Here is a 16,862-nt window from a genome sequence, read left to right as displayed (position 1 = left end):
GTTCCTTTTGGCGACGACGGGAGATGGCGGCATGGATTCGCCGATCACAGGACATCGATGCGCAGATGCTGCGGCTCGACACCGGAGCGCGCCCGCTCGGCCATGGAGTGGATGGCTTTTTGAAGATGCACGACAAAGCGGGCCGGATCGAACAGCGGCGCAGAGGCTGCCGTCGGGGCGCTTATCTGCGCGCCTCGTCGCTCCATGATGCCTTCTGCAAGATCAAGCGCCCGTGTGAGATAATCATCCTCGTCGCGGGCGAGACCGTTCGTCTGTCCGGCCGCGCACAGCAGACTGGCACCCCGGCGTGAGGCGAAAGTCGAGCCAACCAACGTGACCACAGGCACCCCGGCGCAGAGCATGTCGAGAGTTTCGGCAAAGCCTCCGCAAGGTGTGCTGTCCAGCCCGATATCCGCAGCGGCGCAGCGCGCTCTGCGCGCGGACGTGCTGGCGTCCTGCGCGAAGATGATGCGGCGGCCGACACCGCCGGCCTCCATGAAGTCGAACAGGTTGAATTCGGCGAAAGGGTGCTGTGGATCGAGCCAGAGGAAGCCGTTTTCGAGACGCTGGAGCAGGCTGCGCCAGAGCGTCAGCGTTTGCGGGGTAAAGCGTTCGGCAGGGCCGAAGGCGCCGAAGAGAACAGCGCCATCCGGCAGCAGCGGACGAGATGCCGATTGACGCGAAGCGGACGTCGGCTCCGCAGCGATGAAGGTTTCCGGTAGCAGGCAGAATTGCTCCCGGTAGTCTGCCTCGCTGCCGGGCGGCAGTGCGACGGCATCCGCGATCACATAGTCACAATCGATCCCAATCGAGGGACAGGGCGCCCCACACCAGATTGCTTGCACCGGCGCCACGCCGCTATTGAGAATGCCGGGCCGGCCCCCTTGGCCGTGACCGCTGAGATCGATGAGCACGTCGAGATCGAGGGCTCGCAGGTGTTTTGCTGCCGCGTCATCGTCAAGACCATCCAGCGGGACCGTGTCGACTCCCGATAGCGCCTTGCTCTGCTTCTTGAGCTGCGCGGCATCGGCGCGGTTCTGGCAGATGAGCACCAAGTGAAACGACGCCTTATCATGGGCGGCCAGGATCGGCAGAAGAAGACGGGGCATATCGGGCGCATGGTCAAGCGCGGCCAGGAGATAGCCAAGGCGAACAGGACCCTCGGCACCGCGGCGTAGGGCATGGCGCGCCGCGCGCGCCTGTGGTGTCATGGCGATCTCGGTATCGATCCGCATCTGCCGCGCATTGAGATCTTCATCGCGACTCCAGAGCAGGTGATCGCGGGGGTGATCGACCGCGAAGGCCGCAGCATTGCCCCGATGCGCCATCTGGTCTCGCAGGCGCTGGTTTTCGACAAGCATTTCCTCGACCAACGCGACATGGCGCAGGCTGGCGCGATACGCGGCCTCGGCTTCTGGATCGAAGGCCCCGGCACGCGCGGCCTTGCGTGTCTGCGCAACGAGCGCCCCGCCCTCCTTCGCGTTTCGCGCCAGACTCTTGGCAAGGGTGCGCAATGTCTCTTCGGATGTCCCACTAAATGCTGCTGCGCGCAGGAAATAGTTGGCCGCCCTCAAGTCTTCGCCTGTTTTCATCGAGCACTGGCCCGCTAGCAGCAGAACTTGCAGATCGACCTGTGCCGTCGGAACCAGAAGAGGTTGAAGCGTGACGAGGGCCTGGGCGGGGCGGTCCTGTCTGTATTGCTCGAAGGCTTTCTGCAGGGCAGGCGACATGAGGTGGCTCTCGTGACCTTGAAGACGTCGCATCTTCCATGCCGGATCGCTGCGCAGACCTCTCTGGCGTGCCTGACATGGAAAAAGTGGGACGAAAGACAGGTCGCGCCAAACGTTCCGCCCTGCTGATTTAGCCAGAGAGACTTACGCCGGGCTGTAAACGCTCATGGCAAAGATCGCGGCGGCAAAGTGTGCTGCGCGTGATGGTGGCGTCCATTTTCGATCAGACGGCCTTGGTCTCAAGTGCAGAGCGCGCACAAAAAACGCGGCCTTGTGAGCAAGGCCGCGCGCTCTTGATCAAGTCAGGACTGTAGTCAGCTCGCGCTGTTCTTGCGCATCAGATGCCGCTCCCAGTCGAGCGCGCTGGCGATGATGCCTTCGAGATCGTCGAGTTCGGGTGTCCAGGCCAGTTCCTTCATCGCCAGCGCCGGATTGGCGACAATCATGGCCGGGTCGCCGGGGCGGCGCTCGGCAAAGGTGACGGGGAAGTCGCTGCCATGCACCTTGCGCACGGCGTCCAGCACTTCGAGCACCGAATAGCCGTGTCCGTAGCCGCAGTTGGCAGCCAGTGAACCACCGCCGGCCCGCATGCGCTGCAGAGCCTTTAGATGGGCCTGAACCAGATCCCAAACATGGATGTAATCGCGCACGCAGGTGCCGTCGGGCGTCTGATAGTCGGTGCCGAAGACGCTCATCGAGGCGCGCTTGCCCAGCGCGGTGCCGCAGGCGACCTTGATCAGATGGGTGGCGAGCGCGGATGACTGGCCGCTGCGGCCTTTCGGATCGGCGCCGGCGACGTTGAAGTAACGCAGCGCGGTATAGGTCAGGTCATGCGCGGCGGCCGTGTCCTTCAGCATGATCTCGGTCATCAGCTTGGACGAGCCATAGGGCGATTCCGGCCGCAACGGCAGGTCTTCCGTCACCGGCTCGAGCACGGAAGGCGTGCCATAGACAGCGGCGGTGGAGGAGAAGACGAAATGCGGAATGCCGGCCTCGACCGCACTGGCGATCAGGCTGCGCGACTTGACCGTATTGTTCTCGTAATAGCCAAGGGGATCGGAGACCGACTCCGGAACGACGATCGAGCCGGCAAAATGGATGATCGCATCCACCTTGTTTTCCGAGACGATGCGGCGCAGCAGATCCGCATCGGCGATATCGCCCTCATAGAAGCGGGCTTCCGGCGCGATGGCCCAACGAAAACCGGTCGACAGCCGATCGATGACGACGACGTCTTCACCGGCATCCAGAAGCGCCCACACCATGTGGCTGCCGATGTAACCGCCGCCGCCCGTCACCAGAACTGCCATGTCTGCCCTCTTTGGTCGCCTTGTTCGTCGGCGCGATATAGACCCTGTCGTGGTGCATCGCACAAGAGAAAAATAAGAGAGGGCCGACGCAGAATCCCTGTCAGAGCCGCAAAATATAGTCGCTGAGGCGTGCGGCGGCTTCCTGCATCTGCCGCGGGTCGCGCAGGAAACAGGCGCGCATGAAGCCTGCGCCGCCGGGACCGAAGGCCGTGCCAGGCGCAAGACCGACGCCGGTCCGGTCGACGATGTCGATGGCGGCGGCACGGACATCGGCAAGGCCGTCGATCTTCAGGAAGGCGTAGATCGCCCCGTCGGGCTTGCGCGTTTCCACGCGGTTGGTGGCGATCAGGGCATCGAGAAACACGTCGCGCGCCTGGCGTGCCTGGGCGATGTTGCGCGCCACCAGCTCGTCGCCGGCTTCCATTGCCACCACCGCACCGGCCTGGATGAACTGCGCCACGCCCGAGGTCGAATATTGGATGAGGTTTTCCAGAACCTGGCCAAGCTCCGCCGGCGCGACGATCCAGCCGACGCGCCAGCCGGTCATCGCCCAGTTCTTGGAAAAGGAATTGACGAAGAGAATGCGGTCATCCGCCTCCATCACGTCAAGGAAGGAAGGTGCCCGCGTCTCCTTATAGGTGTAGCGGGCATAGATCTCGTCGGCGACGATCCAAAGGCCGTGGCGACGGGCCAGATCGAGCAGGGTCTTCAGGTCTGCATGGCTCGCCGTCCATCCGGTCGGGTTGCCCGGCGTGTTGATGAAGAGCATGCGGCTTGCCGGCGTGATGGCCCGCTCAACTCGATCGAGATCGAGCTGCCAGCCACCATCGACAAAGGCCAGTTCCACTGGGCGCGGCACGGCGCCGGAAACGGCGGCGGCGGCAGAGAAATTTGGCCAGGTGGGCGTCAGATAGATCACCTCGTCGCCCGGCTCGCTCAGCGCCTCGATCGCGATCTTGATCGCCTGCATGCCGGACGCCGTGACATAAATGTTGTCGGGCGACAGCGCCGCGCCGAAATGGCGGGCATGGTAATCGGCAATCGCCTGACGCAAAGGCGGGATGCCACGCTGCCAAGTGTAAAAGGTCTCGCCGGCCGCCAGGCTTTCATGCGCGGCGGCACTGATGAAATCAGGGGTCGGCTGATCGCCCTCGCCCACCCAAAGCGGAATGAGCCCTTCGCGCCCACGGGCATAGTTGACGACCTCAACGATGCCGCTCTCGGGAGACGCAATGGCGCGCCGGCTGACGCTGGACAGAAAGGACATGGACAGGCTCCTGCAGACAGGCGAAAGCGCGCCGGCAAGCGCGCTCGAACATCGTCTTGTCTTAGCGCTTCCCCTGGCAAGGATCACATGAGAAAGGCTTAAGCATCGATCGACAGCATTGATCGATCGGCCCTGCTTGGTCCTTCAGGTAGGTTTACGGCGTCTGCGGCCGCGCGCTGGTCTTCAGCAGATCGCGGATCTCGGTCAGGAGCTGCACATCGGCCGGGGGCGGTGCCGCCTCGGCCTTGCCGGATTTGGAATCACGCTCGACCGACGCACGCAGGCGATTCACGCCCTTGACGATCAGGAAGATGATCCAGGCGAGAATGACGAAGTTCAAAAGCACGGTGATGAAATTGCCATAGGCAAAGACCGCGCCCTGCTCGCGGGCCTGGGCAAGGGTCGATGCCGTCACCTTGGAGGACAGCGGCAGGAAATAGTTGGAAAAATCGAAGCCGCCGCCGGTCAATGCGCCGACCACGGGCATGACCAGATCGTTGACCACGGAATCGACGATCTTGCTGAAGGCGGCGCCGATGATGACGCCGACGGCAAGGTCCATGACATTGCCACGCGCGATGAATTGCTTGAATTCGTTCAACATGTCCCGTTCTCCTTGGTGCCCTTGCCCCGCGCTTACGCGGCCGGGGCGCTCCCATTCGTGCCCGCGTGCCGCCGTCACCGCCGCGTGCATATGCTCAAGTGTGGCGTGTTTCCTGCGCAGCCCCACGCTTGATTTCTGCATTTTCCTATCCGTCGACACAACCGCTGCACTCTGTTGCGCGACAAGATCCAATCTATCGCAACCCTGCAGGAAGAAAAGGCACCGACGAGCGGCAAGGGCCTGCAAGCAATCATCACGTGCGCGGCCTCTTCAACTTAAGACCAAGAGCGAGGCGATTTCTCCCGGTCGCCCCTTCGGCTATGATCGCGCTCCATCCAGACCCATGGAGGGGGCATGCTTTCGGGACCGATCATCGCCGCGGTGGCCTTTGCCTATCTGCTGCTGCTTTTCGCGGTGGCAAGCTATGGCGACCGGCGCGCTCGCAAGGCCCGCATGCCGGCCGGCCGGGGACGACCGCTGGTCTATGCGCTGAGTCTCGCGATCTACTGCACCTCCTGGACCTATTTCGGCGGCGTCGGCCTCGCCGCCGAGCGGGGCTTCGAATATCTGGGCATCTATATTGGGCCGATCCTGATGTTCACGCTCGGCCTGCCCGTCATCCGGCGGATCATCGCGCTCGCCAAGGCAGAAAAGCTCACCTCGATCGCTGATTTCATTGCCGCACGCTACGGCAAGAACCAGGCGGTTGCTGCGCTGGTGGCCATCATCTCGCTGATCGGCGCCATTCCCTATATCGCCATGCAGCTGAAAGCCGTGTCCGGCACTGTTGCAGCCATTGTCGCGACCGTGCCGGAAGGCGGCGGCCCGGCAACGATCGCCATTAGCCAGGCAGCCGGCATCATCGAACTGCCATTGCTTGTCACCCTCTGCCTTGCTTTCTTCGCCGCGATCTTCGGCACCCGCCACACCGATGCCACGGAGCATCAGGACGGGCTCATCCTCGCCATCGCCATGGAGTCGCTGGTCAAGCTCGTGGCGCTGATCACGGCAGGGCTTTATGTCGTCTTCATCCTCTTCGAAGGGCCGGCCGATCTTGCCAGCCGTGTGATGGAAACGCCGCAGGCGCTGGCTGCGCTTTCCTATGAAACACCGGTCAAGCGCTGGGTGCTGGTTATCGTGCTCTCGGCCTTCGCCATCATTCTCCTGCCGCGCCAGTTCCATGTCACCGTCGTGGAAAATCGTACGGAAGGCGAACTGCGCACCGCCGGTGTGCTCTTCCCGCTCTATCTGGTGGCGATCAACCTGATGGTGCTGCCGGTGGCGCTGGCCGGGCTCATCCATTTCGGCGGCGGCGGCGTCCCCGATCTCTATCTTCTGACGCTGCCGATTTCGGGCAGTGACCCCTTCTTCACGCTGGTCACCTTTATCGGCGGCTTTTCGGCGGCAACGGCCATGGTGATCGTCGCCTCCGTGGCGCTGTCGATCATGCTGTCGAACGACATCGTTCTGCCCGTGCTCCTGCGCCGTAGCCTGATGGGGCGTGGCCGCGCCACGGAGGATCTGGCAGCCCTGCTTCTCAAAGTCCGGCGCACCGCGATCTTCGTCGTGCTGATGCTCGCCTATGCCTATTATCGCGCCGCAGACATGAGCGCCGGCCTTGCCTCGCTGGGGCTCCTGTCCTTCGCCGCCATTTCGCAAATGGCGCCTGCCCTGTTCGGCGGGCTCGTCTGGCGCCAGGCCAATGCGCGCGGGGCGCTGGCCGGCATGGGGCTCGGCTTCCTCACCTGGGCCTACCTCCTTTTCCTGCCGAGCCTTGGCGGGCCCGACAATTCGGCGCTGGCCGAAAGCGTGCTCGGCTTTCTCTTTCCCTTCGGCGCGCTGTTTGCCGGGCCGGAGGCCGATCCGCTGGTCAACGCGACCATGCTCAGCCTGCTGGTCAACACCATCGCCTATGTGGCCTTCTCGCTCTCACGCGCGCCGCGTCCTCTGGAGCGGTTGCAGGCCAGCATTTTCATCCGCCGCCGGTCGCGCAGCGAACGCGCCTTTCGCGGCCGCAAGACCAAGGTCACCGTGGCCGAACTGAAGAGCACCGTCGCCCGCTATCTCGGGGATGAGCGCACCCAGCGGTCCTTCCGCGCGCAGGAACGCCAGACTGGACGGGCGATCCGCGATGCCGACGCGGCCGACATGGCGCTCCTGCACTTTTCCGAGCAGTTGCTGGGCTCGGCCATCGGTTCGGCCTCGGCGCGGCTGGTGCTGTCGCTGGTCTTGCAAAGGGCAGACGATGCCTCACCCGATGCCGCCTGGCTTCTGGACCAGGCGAGCGAAGCGCTGCAGCACAATCAAGGCATGCTGCAGACCGCGCTTTCGCAGATGGACCAAGGCATTGCCGTCTTCGACAGCACGCACCAGCTCAGCATCTGGAACCGCCGCTTCCGCGATCTTCTCGATCTGCCGGAGAGCGCCGGCCGGGTCGGCATGCCCCTGTCGGAGATCGTCGCCATGCTCGCGGCGCGGGGCGATGTGGCCGCCGGCGACGAGGCAGCAACGGCTGCCGCCTTTCTCAGGCTCGATACGCCCGTCGTGCTCACCCTGCGCGGCGGGCAACGGATGATCGAGGTGCGCAGCAATGCCATGCCCGATCGCGGAATCGTCACGACCTATAGCGACATCACCGCCCGGGTGGCCGCAGACCTCGCACTGAAGCAGGCCAATGAGACGCTGGAGCTGCGGGTGAGCGAGCGCACGGCCGAGCTCATGCATGTCAACCATGCGCTGGCCGAGGCACGTCAACAGGCCGAGGATGCCAATATCGGCAAAACCCGTTTCTTTGCCGCGGCCGGCCATGACATTCTCCAGCCTTTGAACGCCGCCCGGCTCTATTCTTCCTCGCTGGTGGAGCGGCTGGGCGCCTCGCCCGACCGGGACCTGGTGCTCAATATCGATTCGGCGCTGGAATCGGTCGAGGCGATCCTCGGTGCGGTGCTCGATCTCTCGCGACTGGATACCGGCGCGATGAAGCCCCGGCTGCAGCCGGTGCCACTCGGCGACTTCCTGCGGCGGATCGAGACCGACTTTCAGCCGCTGGCCCGCGCCAAGGGGCTGACGCTGCGTGTCCTGCCAAGCAGTCTGACCGTGCGCAGCGATCCCAATCTGCTTCGCCGTCTGGTGCAGAACCTCGTATCCAATGCCATCAAATACACGCCGACGGGTACGGTTCTGGTTGGCGTGCAGCGGCGCGGCGGCGAGGCCTTGATCCAGGTGCTGGACAGCGGCATCGGCATTCCTGCCTCGAAACACCGCACCGTGTTCAAGGAATTTACCCGGCTTACTGAAGGCGCGCGCACGGCCAGCGGGTTGGGCCTTGGCCTGTCGATCGTCGACCGGATCGCTCGCGTGCTGGCACATGAGGTTTCGCTTCAGTCGACGCCCGGACGTGGAACGCGCTTTCGCGTGCGGCTGCCGCTCGCGGCGATGGCGTCGCGGCCAGGCCGCCCACAGGTCGTGCCGCCTCCTGCCGCCATGCCGACGCCGCTCTCCGGCTTGAAGGTGCTGTGCCTCGACAACGAGCCGCAGATTCTGGCGGGCATGGCGACGCTTCTGTCCGGCTGGGGCTGCCAGGTGGAAACGGCCGCGCAAGCGCAAAGCTGGCTCGCCGGCACCTCCCCGATGCGGGGCGACGGGCCTGACATCCTGATCGCCGACTATCATCTGGACGAGGGAACGGGGCTGGAGGCGATCGACAGGCTGCAGGCGCATCTTGGCCGAACCCTGCCGGCGCTTCTGGTCACGGCCGATCGCTCGCCGGAGCTGCGTGCGGCGGCCGAAACGGCGGGCGTGACTTTGCACAACAAGCCCGTGCGCCCCGCCTCCTTGCGTGCCTGGCTGACACGCTTCGCGCCCGCAGCAAGACTGGCGGCGGAATGACGCTGCCCTCTCGATGCTCCAGCGCCCTTTGTCGGCGCGTCAAGAGGTCGAAATCGCCTAGACTTTCCGTTCCGGCTCCCGCTCCAAGATCCTGCCGTAATGGATCACGGCCTGGGTGCGGCTGTCGACATGCAGCTTGAGGAGGATGGCGGAGACATGCGCCTTGATCGTCGCCTCGGAGACACCGAGCTCATAGGCGATCTGTTTGTTGAGTAACCCCTCGGCCAGCATGGACAGGACGCGCGCCTGCTGCGGGGTGAGGGATTGCAGACGCTGAAGCAGCGTCTGGTTCTCAGGGTCTACGCCGGCGCCTGGGATAAAGCCCGGAGGCATAAAGATCCCGCCGTCCAACACCGTCCCGATCGCCGCGCGGATCTCATCCAGACCGGCCGACTTCGACAGGAAGCCGCAGGCGCCGAGATCGAGCGCGCGCTGGATCGTCGCGGGATCGTCATGGGCGGAGACGACCATGACCGGCAGGGCCGGATGTTCCACCCTGAGGCTCATCAAGCCGGAAAAGCCGCTGACGCCTGGCATCGTCAGATCGAGGAGGAGCAGGTCAGCCTCCGGCGTCTCGGCCACGGCATGCCTGAGCGAGGCGAAGTCCTGCGCCTCGATGATGACGGGGCCGTTCTCGGCGGCAAGCGCCTGGGCCATCGCACCTCGAAACAGCGGATGATCATCCGCGATGATGATTGTCGCTCTGACGGCCACCGGATCGGGATCCTCGCGACAAAGGGCGTGCCTCATCCCCGCCTGCATCGTGGACATGCTCATGTCGCTCCTCCCCGAGCCATGTGCCTGGCGCGGCGCCTCACGCCGCAGCCGATCGCTTCTTTGCAGCCGGAGCGCTTGCGCGCCAGCTTCACCCAAGCAAGGCCTCGCCGCGCACCTCCTGCAGGCCCCTCCAACCGCAACGCCTGCACGGCGCGCGGCAAAGCGAAAGGTCCCAGCCATTCCAGGGACAGCCGCGCCTGCCGCATATCCCCGGATCGAGGCCTCAGGTCTTGTCGGGCTCCGCACGCTCCCGCCCCTCCCCGGCCGGTGGCGTGCTCTGCTTGTTTTCGAAGGAATGGACCATGTCGAAAAAGCTGCGCATCCATCTTTCCATGATGCCGATGCTGCGGTCAATCTCCTCATCTGTGGGCAGATTTGCCGATGGACGCGGCGCTGGCGCGAGATTTCTGGCTTTTTCCAGCGCATCGACACGGCGCGTGAGGTCATCGAGTTCGCGTTCGAAGGCGGCGCGCTCGTCGGCCGCCATGCGGCAGGCGACGGTTTCGCCGCTTTCCCGGCAGAGCGAGACTTCGCCCGTGGCGGTATCCAGCCGGATGAGGCCATGCTCGCTGCGTTCCATCACGTAGCGTCCGGGTGCGGGCTCCTCGGCCTTCACCGGCGTGCCGGCCATCCAGACGAACGCCGCAAGACCCAGCAGCGGAAAGGGTTTGTCCATGGCAATCTCCATTCATGTCAGGGCCAAGCGCCGCAGGAGCATGATCATCAAGGGTCATGCAGGCGCCGCCTTCCCGCGAGGCGGGAAAGGGCCGATGCCCTCAGGAATCCGTTGGATCTTAGCGCATCACTTCCCGCATTGGTGGACATTGGCGCGCAATTGAGGCATGCCGCAGGCAAGAGCCGGTCGAAAGGGGTCAAGCGAGACTGTGCGCGCAACCCGCGACATCCTTGTGGGCACGGCAGGAGGGTGCAGATATGACGCAGGTGATCTACAAGATCGTGCCGCGTGCGCTGTGGCAGGAGGCCCGCGCGTCAGGCCGTTTCGAGGGCGCGCCGGTTGATCTCGCCGATGGCTTCATCCATTTTTCCACCGCTGACCAAGCTGTGGAAACCGCGATGCGCCATTTTAGCGGACAGAGGGATCTCCTTCTGGTTGCCGTGGATGCCGAGGCGCTCGGCACGGCGCTGGTCTTCGAGCCATCGCGCGGCGGCGCCCTGTTTCCCCATCTTTATGGCTTGCTGCCGCTTTCGGCCGTTCTGTGGGAGGCCGAGCTGCCGCTTGGCGAGGACGGGCGCCACATCTTTCCCCCGCAGGTGATGTCGGACAGAGACACGGCAGGACCGGAGGCCGCGCGATGAACCGCTTCATCGACCGGATGGGCCGGCGCGCCTTGTTTCGCTTCGACCCCGAAACGGCCCATGGCCTGTCGATCGCAGCCCTGAAGACCGGTCTTGCCCCAGCCAAGCCGACGCGCGCCGACCCGCGCCTGCGCCAGACGGTTGCCGGCATTTCCTTTCCCAATCCGCTCGGCCTGGCCGCCGGCTATGACAAGAATGCCGAGGTGCCCGAGGCGATCCTCAAGCTCGGCTTCGGCTTTACAGAGGTCGGCACGCTGACGCCGCGGCCGCAGGCCGGCAATGACAAGCCGCGCATCTTCCGCCTGAAGGCCGACGAGGCGGTCATCAACCGGCTCGGCTTCAACAATGACGGCCATGATGCGGCCCTCGCCCGCCTGGCGCAATGCCGCAGGGACGCGCTGATCGGCGTCAATATCGGCGCCAACAAGGACAGCGCCGATCGCATTGCCGATTATGTGCAGGGCATTCGCCGCTTTTCCGGGCTCGCCCGCTATTTCACGGTCAATATCTCCTCGCCCAACACGCCGGGCCTGCGCGACCTGCAGGCGCGCGAAAGTCTCGCCGCGCTTTTGAAAGCCGTGCTCGCCGCGCGGGACGAGGTGGCGGTCGAGGCCCGTGTCCCGGTTTTCCTGAAGATCGCCCCGGATCTGAGCGAGGAGGGCATGGACGATATCGCCGCCGAGGCGCTGGCCCACCCACTGGACGGGCTAATCGTTTCCAACACCACGCTTGCGCGCGATGGTCTGAGCGATACGCGCCAGGCGCAGGAAGCCGGAGGCCTTTCCGGAAAGCCGCTTTTTCGCCGTTCCACCATCATGCTGGCCCGAATGCGCCAGCGCGTCGGCCCTTCCCTGCCGATCATCGGCGTGGGCGGCGTCAATTCCGGGGAGACGGCGGCGGAGAAGATCCGCGCCGGAGCGGATCTGGTTCAGCTCTATTCCTGCATGGTGTATCACGGGCCGCGCCTGCCCGGCCTGATCGTCAGCCACCTCTCGCATCTGTGCGCGCGTGAACAGCTCTTCTCGATCCGTGATATCCGCGACAGCCGCACCGACTTCTGGGCGGCGGAAAAGCTTTAGGACAGCATCAGATCGGTTTGCCCCTATCGGCGCTTTTCAACACTGCGCTTGTCGATCCTCGTTATGCCGGATGGATCACGGCTCTGCGGCGCTGCTTTCGTGTCGTCCATCGATGCGAGGCGCAAACCGGAGCTTCAGGACACGAAGGTTGCGGTCACCCGCCTGGGAAGCCGCGCCAATAGCAGGACACCGCGCGCCACCAGGAAGAGATTGAGCGCCGCCCAGAGGCCATGATTGCCGAAAACGGGCACCAGCACAGCCGCTGCCAGGGCGTAAAGACAGAAAGCGGCCAGCATCATGTTGCGCATGTCGCGCGACCAGGTGCCGCCGATGAAGACGCCATCCATCAGGAAGGCCAGGGCGCCGGTCAGCGCGGTGACGGCCGCCCAGGGCACGTAACGATAAGCTTCGGCGCGCACATCCGCCGCATTGGTCAGTGCATCGATCATCCAGGGGCCGATGACCAGAAACAGAAGCGTGGTCGCGGCGGCAAGCGCAAAGGCCCAGAGGGCCGTCAGCTTCAAGGCCCGCTCGAAGGCCGGACGGTAGCGCGCGCCGATCGCCCGGCCCGTCAATTGCTCGGCCGCATTGGCAAGCCCGTCGAGATAATAGCCCGCCAGGAGGAAGATCGTCATCAAAAGCGAATTGGCCGCCAGCGTCACCGCGCCCTGCGCTGTACCCAGCCGCGTCATCACCATGAAGGCGGCGAGCAGCACGAAAGAGCGGATCATGATATCGCGGTTGAGCGCGAAGAGCGCCATCAGCCGATCCCGGGCGACGATTTCCGCAAAGGCGGGACGGTGGCGGCGATCGAAGCCGGACATGACCAGGAACAGGCCAACCAAAGCACCGATCGTTTCGCCGGCCGCCGTGGCGCAGGCAACGCCGACCACGCCCCAGCCCAGCACCAGGCCGAGGGTGATCGACAGCACGATGTTGATGCCGTTGATCAAGCTTTGCAGGAAAAGGCCGAGCGCGCCCTGCCCCCGGCCGAGTACGAAGCCAAGCACGGCATAATTGGCGAGCGAGGCAGGCGCGGCGAGAATCCGGTAGAAGAAATAGCTGCGGGTAACCGCGGCGATCTCCTCGCCCGGCTGAAGCACGGCAAGGCCGGCACGCAGGATCAATGGTGACAGCGCCGCAAGCGCCAGGCCGCATACCAGCGCGATTGCGAGCGAGCGCCAGAAGATCGCCTGCTGCTCGCGCAGATCGCCACGCCCAAAGGCTTGCGCCACCAGGCCGGTGGTGGCCGAGCGCAGGAAATTGAACGTGGTGAAGATCAGGTCGAAAAGAATGGCGCCGACCGCAAGACCTGCCAGCAGCCGCGCCTCGCCAAGCCGCCCGATAACGCCGGTATCCACCAGACCGAGAAGTGGCGTGGTGAGAAAGCCAAGCGTCATGGGAATGGCGATCGATAGAACCAGCCTGTTGGTGACGACAAAGGCGCCACCCTCGCTTTTCGTCACGGCATTCTCGGGCAGATCGGGCGAAGCGGCGGTCATGAGGGGCTGTCCATGGATCGGTCCAGTCATCGGCGCAGGGCCGGCGAGATCGGAACATTCAGCGAACACACACCCCTCGTCAAGAGGGTTCAGGCCGCAAATCGGACGGCAGAATCCGTCAGTCGGGGCACCGGTGCTCTGCAGTGCCAAAGGGTGATCCGGCAGGCTCAGCCAGAGGACAGGACCATGGCCCAATAAGGCCGGTTGCCAGTCGCGGGATTGGCGACCACTGCCACGCCGAGCCCGCTATAATGGGAACCCAGCATGTTTTCGAGATGTTTCGGCGAGTGGAACCAAGCCTGATAGGCTGCTTCGGCGCTCGCCTGACCGGCTGCGATGTTTTCGGCCGCCGGCAGTTTGACATTGCCGTCCTTCATCCGGTCATGAAAGCTGTCGGAGATCGAAAGCAGATGCGCCATCTTCCCGGCCTTGGCCATGCGCGCGGCCTGATAGCGGGCAGCGGCAACGGCAGCGGGGTCGCGCGACAGCGGCGTGAGGCCCTTGTCCTTGCGCAACTGGTTGACGAAGCCGAGCACCGTATCGGTCTCATCGCGGCCGACGCCGGGCGGCGGAGGAACGGGCCGGCCAGCGCAACTCGCCAAAGCGGAGAGGCCGCCCAGCGCAAGGAGGGACAGAACGGCCCGGCGCGAGCGGCCGAGCTGCGAGACAACAGGCAGAGACGACATCAGCGGCGGATGCTCAACAGGCGGATGATCAGGAAGGCCGGCACGACGATGGCGCCGCCCAGGAGCAGATAATCGCCGAACGAACCGAGCGCTGCAAAACCCTGGCGCCAGAGATCGCGCAGGAAGTCCTCGATCGTGTGGAGAATGCCGAAGGGCGTCCAGCCGAAGACCTTCATCAGAAAGCCGACGATCAGGGAGATCACCACCAGCTTGATCACCACGCGCAGCGGCGAATCCCCCAGAAACCGGTTCACACCGTCGCTCATCTCGATCCTCTCACTCGGTTGCCGTAGCGACAGTGTCGCCGCCATCGGCTGCGCAAACATGGTGTCGCAGGCTCAAATCTGCTGCATGACCTTGCCTTGAATCGATACCGATCCAAGGCATGACGCGGTCGCGCCCTCTTCGACGCGATCTGCTTTATCAGCCCTGGCTGACGCGGGCATGACGCGGCGATGGCGTCCGAGTTGGGCTTTTCTTCGACCACGACCGATTATTTCATGCGCGGCATATCGTCATGGCGCGCGTCGGGCTTTTCCGAAGGCCGCGAAAGACGATTTCACCCGCGACCGGTCTGCGCTATCAGCGGCGGATCTCGAAGACAAGACGGGGCGCATGACGGCGGGTATGCTGCTGATCCCCGACAGCGCGGAGCCAGACAGCCGATGAGCCTCCATTCCCTGACCTCCGGCGACCTGCTGGCCGACCGGCGCGCCGAATATGCGGCCATGCTTGCCGAAAGCGGCGATGCCGAAGGTGCGGCCGACCTCATGCGCCAGGCGCTGGAACGCGTGCCGGACTGGGCTGCCGGCTGGTTTCGCCTTGCCGATTATGCCGAAAAGGCCGGCGCGAAGGCAGAGGCGCTGGCGGCGCTGGAGCGGGTGCTGGCGCTTTCGCCCGAGGATGTCTTCGGCGCGCGGCTGAAGCAGGCGGCACTTGGTGGCGCGCCTGCACCGCGTCAGGCGCCCAGCGCCTATGTCGCCCAGCTCTTTGACGATTATGCCGATCGGTTCGACGCTGCCCTGGTGGAGCGGCTTGGCTACAGCGTGCCGCAAAGGCTTGCCCGCCTGGTGACAAGCCAAGCCGACGTCCCCTTTGGCCTGGTCGTCGATCTCGGCTGCGGCACTGGACTTTTCGGTGCCGAAATCCGCGCGCTTGCCCATCGGCTCGAGGGCTTTGACCTCTCGGCCAACATGCTGGCCAAGGCGCGGGCCAAAGGGCTTTACGACCATCTCGGCCAGGCCGATCTTGCGCAGCCGGCCGAACGCTCGGGCCTGTTCGGCACCGCCCTCGCGCCTGAAAGGACGGATCTCGCCGCCGCTGCCGACGTGCTGATGTATCTCGGCGATCTCGTGCCGGTTTTCACCCTGGCAGGGCAGCTGGTGAGGCAGGGCGGGCTGTTTGCCTTTTCAGTGGAGGACGCCGATGCCGCGCCTGGTGGAGGCTCCTCTGAGGCAGGGATTCTCCTGCGTCCATCGCTGCGCTTTGCCCATCAGGACGCCTATGTGACGGCGATTGCGCGTGATGCCGGTTTCGATATCCTCACGACCGAGCGCGCGACCATTCGCAAAGATGGCGCGGAAGAGGTGCAAGGCATTCTGTTTCTTGCGCGCAAAACCAGCTGAGCGATCGATTCTTGCGATCTTGAATTAGGTCAGCATTCCTTACATATCGCGCTTGCGAAACCGGGCTAAACGCCTGATACTATTTGCGTGTTGGCAGAGCATTCTGCGGAATTTTCGTCGTCTTTCCCTGTTTTGTCCGCTGAGGGGCCTTGCCCGCTAGCGCGTTTTTGCCGGAGACATGCCGATGGCACAGCTGATGAGCACGCTTGGCTTCTGGAACTCCACGGCTGCGCGCCACACGCCTGTAGAGGATGTACAGGGCATCATAACCGGCAGCCTTGTGGCAGCCCTAGGGCTCTATATGCTCGCCAGCGCCGGGCTTCTCACCGGCAGCACGGCTGGGGTCGCCTTCCTTCTGCATTACGCCTTCGGCATCAATTTCGGCCTTGCCTTCTTCCTGCTCAACCTTCCCTTTTTCTACCTGTCGCTGAAGCGGCTCGGCCTGGCTTTTACGCTCAAGACCTTCATCGCCATCGGGCTGACCGCGCTTTTGTCCGATCTGCAGACACGCTTCTTTACGATTGCCGGCATGCAGCCGGCCTGGGGGGCGCTGACCGGCGGCCTTCTGCTTGGCTATGGTCTTCTGGCGCTTTACCGCCACCGCGCCAGCCTCGGGGGCGTCGGCATTCTCGGCATCTGGATGCAGGAGCGCTTCGGCATCCGCGCCGGGCTGGTGCAGCTCGTAATCGACATGGGCGTGCTCGCCGTCGCCTTCTTCGTCACCACGCCGCAGACCGTGCTTTATTCCGTCCTTGGCGCCGTCGTGCTCAATCTCTTCGTCGCCATCAATCACCGCTCGGATCGCTATATCGCGCTTTGAGCTCAGCGACGTGACGTAGCGGATCCGTCCGCCGCATCACCGGTTGCATTTTCGCAGATCGTGATGTGTGCCCGAAATTTTCCGCAATCGCTTCCCATGTCAGGGAAGAAGAAGGCGGCCGTCAAAGGCCTGTCCTCTTCGCTCCGAGCCCTCTTGCGTTCGGCGGGATGATGTATTGCGCCGCGGGCAAGACGCGCAATGCGGAAGGGCTCGTCGTCCGGTCCCTGACACGATGACAATCGACATCACCGATTTTG

General features: G+C 64.3%; 14 protein-coding genes. 5 read left to right on the top strand and 9 right to left on the bottom strand.

From position 1 onward, the window contains the following. Window positions 1-44: 44 nt before the first annotated feature. From BMX61_RS12115 to mscL, 4 genes are all read right to left on the bottom strand, one after another. Window positions 45-1,730, bottom strand: coding sequence for an O-linked N-acetylglucosamine transferase family protein (locus tag BMX61_RS12115; RefSeq protein WP_075629468.1), 1,686 nt, complete (start codon window positions 1,728-1,730; stop codon window positions 45-47). Window positions 1,731-2,044: 314 nt separating this feature from the next. After that, window positions 2,045-3,040, bottom strand: a complete 996-nt coding sequence (gene galE / locus BMX61_RS12110; protein WP_075629469.1) for a UDP-glucose 4-epimerase GalE — start codon at window positions 3,038-3,040, stop codon at window positions 2,045-2,047. Between the two features lie 100 nt (window positions 3,041-3,140). Further along, window positions 3,141-4,307, bottom strand: a complete 1,167-nt coding sequence (locus BMX61_RS12105; RefSeq protein ID WP_075629470.1) for a pyridoxal phosphate-dependent aminotransferase — start codon at window positions 4,305-4,307, stop codon at window positions 3,141-3,143. A 154-nt stretch (window positions 4,308-4,461) separates the two neighbouring features. Continuing rightward, the gene (gene mscL / locus BMX61_RS12100; RefSeq protein WP_075629471.1) at window positions 4,462-4,911 is read right to left on the bottom strand and encodes a large conductance mechanosensitive channel protein MscL; all 450 of its coding nucleotides are present in this window, start codon (window positions 4,909-4,911) and stop codon (window positions 4,462-4,464) included. A 354-nt stretch (window positions 4,912-5,265) separates the two neighbouring features. On the opposite strand from mscL, the gene BMX61_RS12095 reads away from it, so the two are divergent. Continuing rightward, window positions 5,266-8,799: a hybrid sensor histidine kinase/response regulator gene (locus tag BMX61_RS12095; protein WP_075629472.1), complete on the top strand. Its 3,534-nt coding sequence runs from the start codon at window positions 5,266-5,268 to the stop codon at window positions 8,797-8,799. A 57-nt stretch (window positions 8,800-8,856) separates the two neighbouring features. On the opposite strand, the gene BMX61_RS12090 is transcribed toward BMX61_RS12095, so the two are convergent. Further along, window positions 8,857-9,549, bottom strand: a complete 693-nt coding sequence (locus BMX61_RS12090) for a response regulator (RefSeq protein ID WP_075629590.1) — start codon at window positions 9,547-9,549, stop codon at window positions 8,857-8,859. A gap of 250 nt (window positions 9,550-9,799) precedes the next feature. Then, complete coding sequence (locus BMX61_RS12085) at window positions 9,800-10,252, bottom strand: hypothetical protein (protein WP_075629591.1); 453 nt, start codon at window positions 10,250-10,252, stop codon at window positions 9,800-9,802. 257 nt (window positions 10,253-10,509) lie between these two features. Here BMX61_RS12085 and BMX61_RS12080 point away from each other — a divergent pair, with 257 nt between their 5' ends. Next, window positions 10,510-10,893 (top strand): DUF952 domain-containing protein, encoded by a 384-nt coding sequence (locus BMX61_RS12080; RefSeq protein WP_075629473.1) that lies wholly within the window; start codon window positions 10,510-10,512, stop codon window positions 10,891-10,893. Then, complete coding sequence (locus BMX61_RS12075) at window positions 10,890-11,972, top strand: quinone-dependent dihydroorotate dehydrogenase (protein ID WP_075629474.1); 1,083 nt, start codon at window positions 10,890-10,892, stop codon at window positions 11,970-11,972. The genes BMX61_RS12080 and BMX61_RS12075 overlap by 4 nt, the downstream gene beginning before the upstream one ends. 134 nt (window positions 11,973-12,106) lie before the next feature. Here BMX61_RS12075 and BMX61_RS12070 read toward each other — a convergent pair whose 3' ends face one another. From BMX61_RS12070 to BMX61_RS12060, 3 genes are all read right to left on the bottom strand, one after another. Beyond that, on the bottom strand, window positions 12,107-13,474 hold the full coding sequence (locus BMX61_RS12070) for an MATE family efflux transporter (RefSeq protein WP_075629475.1): 1,368 nt from the start codon (window positions 13,472-13,474) through the stop codon (window positions 12,107-12,109). A 167-nt stretch (window positions 13,475-13,641) separates the two neighbouring features. Further along, window positions 13,642-14,160: a CAP domain-containing protein gene (locus BMX61_RS12065; protein ID WP_075629476.1), complete on the bottom strand. Its 519-nt coding sequence runs from the start codon at window positions 14,158-14,160 to the stop codon at window positions 13,642-13,644. Further along, entirely contained in the window at window positions 14,160-14,426 is a 267-nt protein-coding gene (locus BMX61_RS12060) for a DUF6460 domain-containing protein (protein ID WP_075629477.1), read from the bottom strand. The genes BMX61_RS12065 and BMX61_RS12060 overlap by 1 nt, the downstream gene beginning before the upstream one ends. 399 nt (window positions 14,427-14,825) lie before the next feature. On the opposite strand from BMX61_RS12060, the gene BMX61_RS12055 reads away from it, so the two are divergent. After that, window positions 14,826-15,785: a class I SAM-dependent DNA methyltransferase gene (locus BMX61_RS12055; protein ID WP_075629478.1), complete on the top strand. Its 960-nt coding sequence runs from the start codon at window positions 14,826-14,828 to the stop codon at window positions 15,783-15,785. Window positions 15,786-15,969: 184 nt separating this feature from the next. Further along, on the top strand, window positions 15,970-16,605 hold the full coding sequence (locus BMX61_RS12050) for a YitT family protein (protein WP_075629479.1): 636 nt from the start codon (window positions 15,970-15,972) through the stop codon (window positions 16,603-16,605). Window positions 16,606-16,862: the final 257 nt, after the last annotated feature.

It is taken from the genome of Xaviernesmea oryzae, from assembly GCF_900109605.1.
GTDB lineage: Bacteria > Pseudomonadota > Alphaproteobacteria > Rhizobiales > Rhizobiaceae > Xaviernesmea > Xaviernesmea oryzae.
This window is presented reverse-complemented; position numbering and strand designations above follow the sequence as displayed.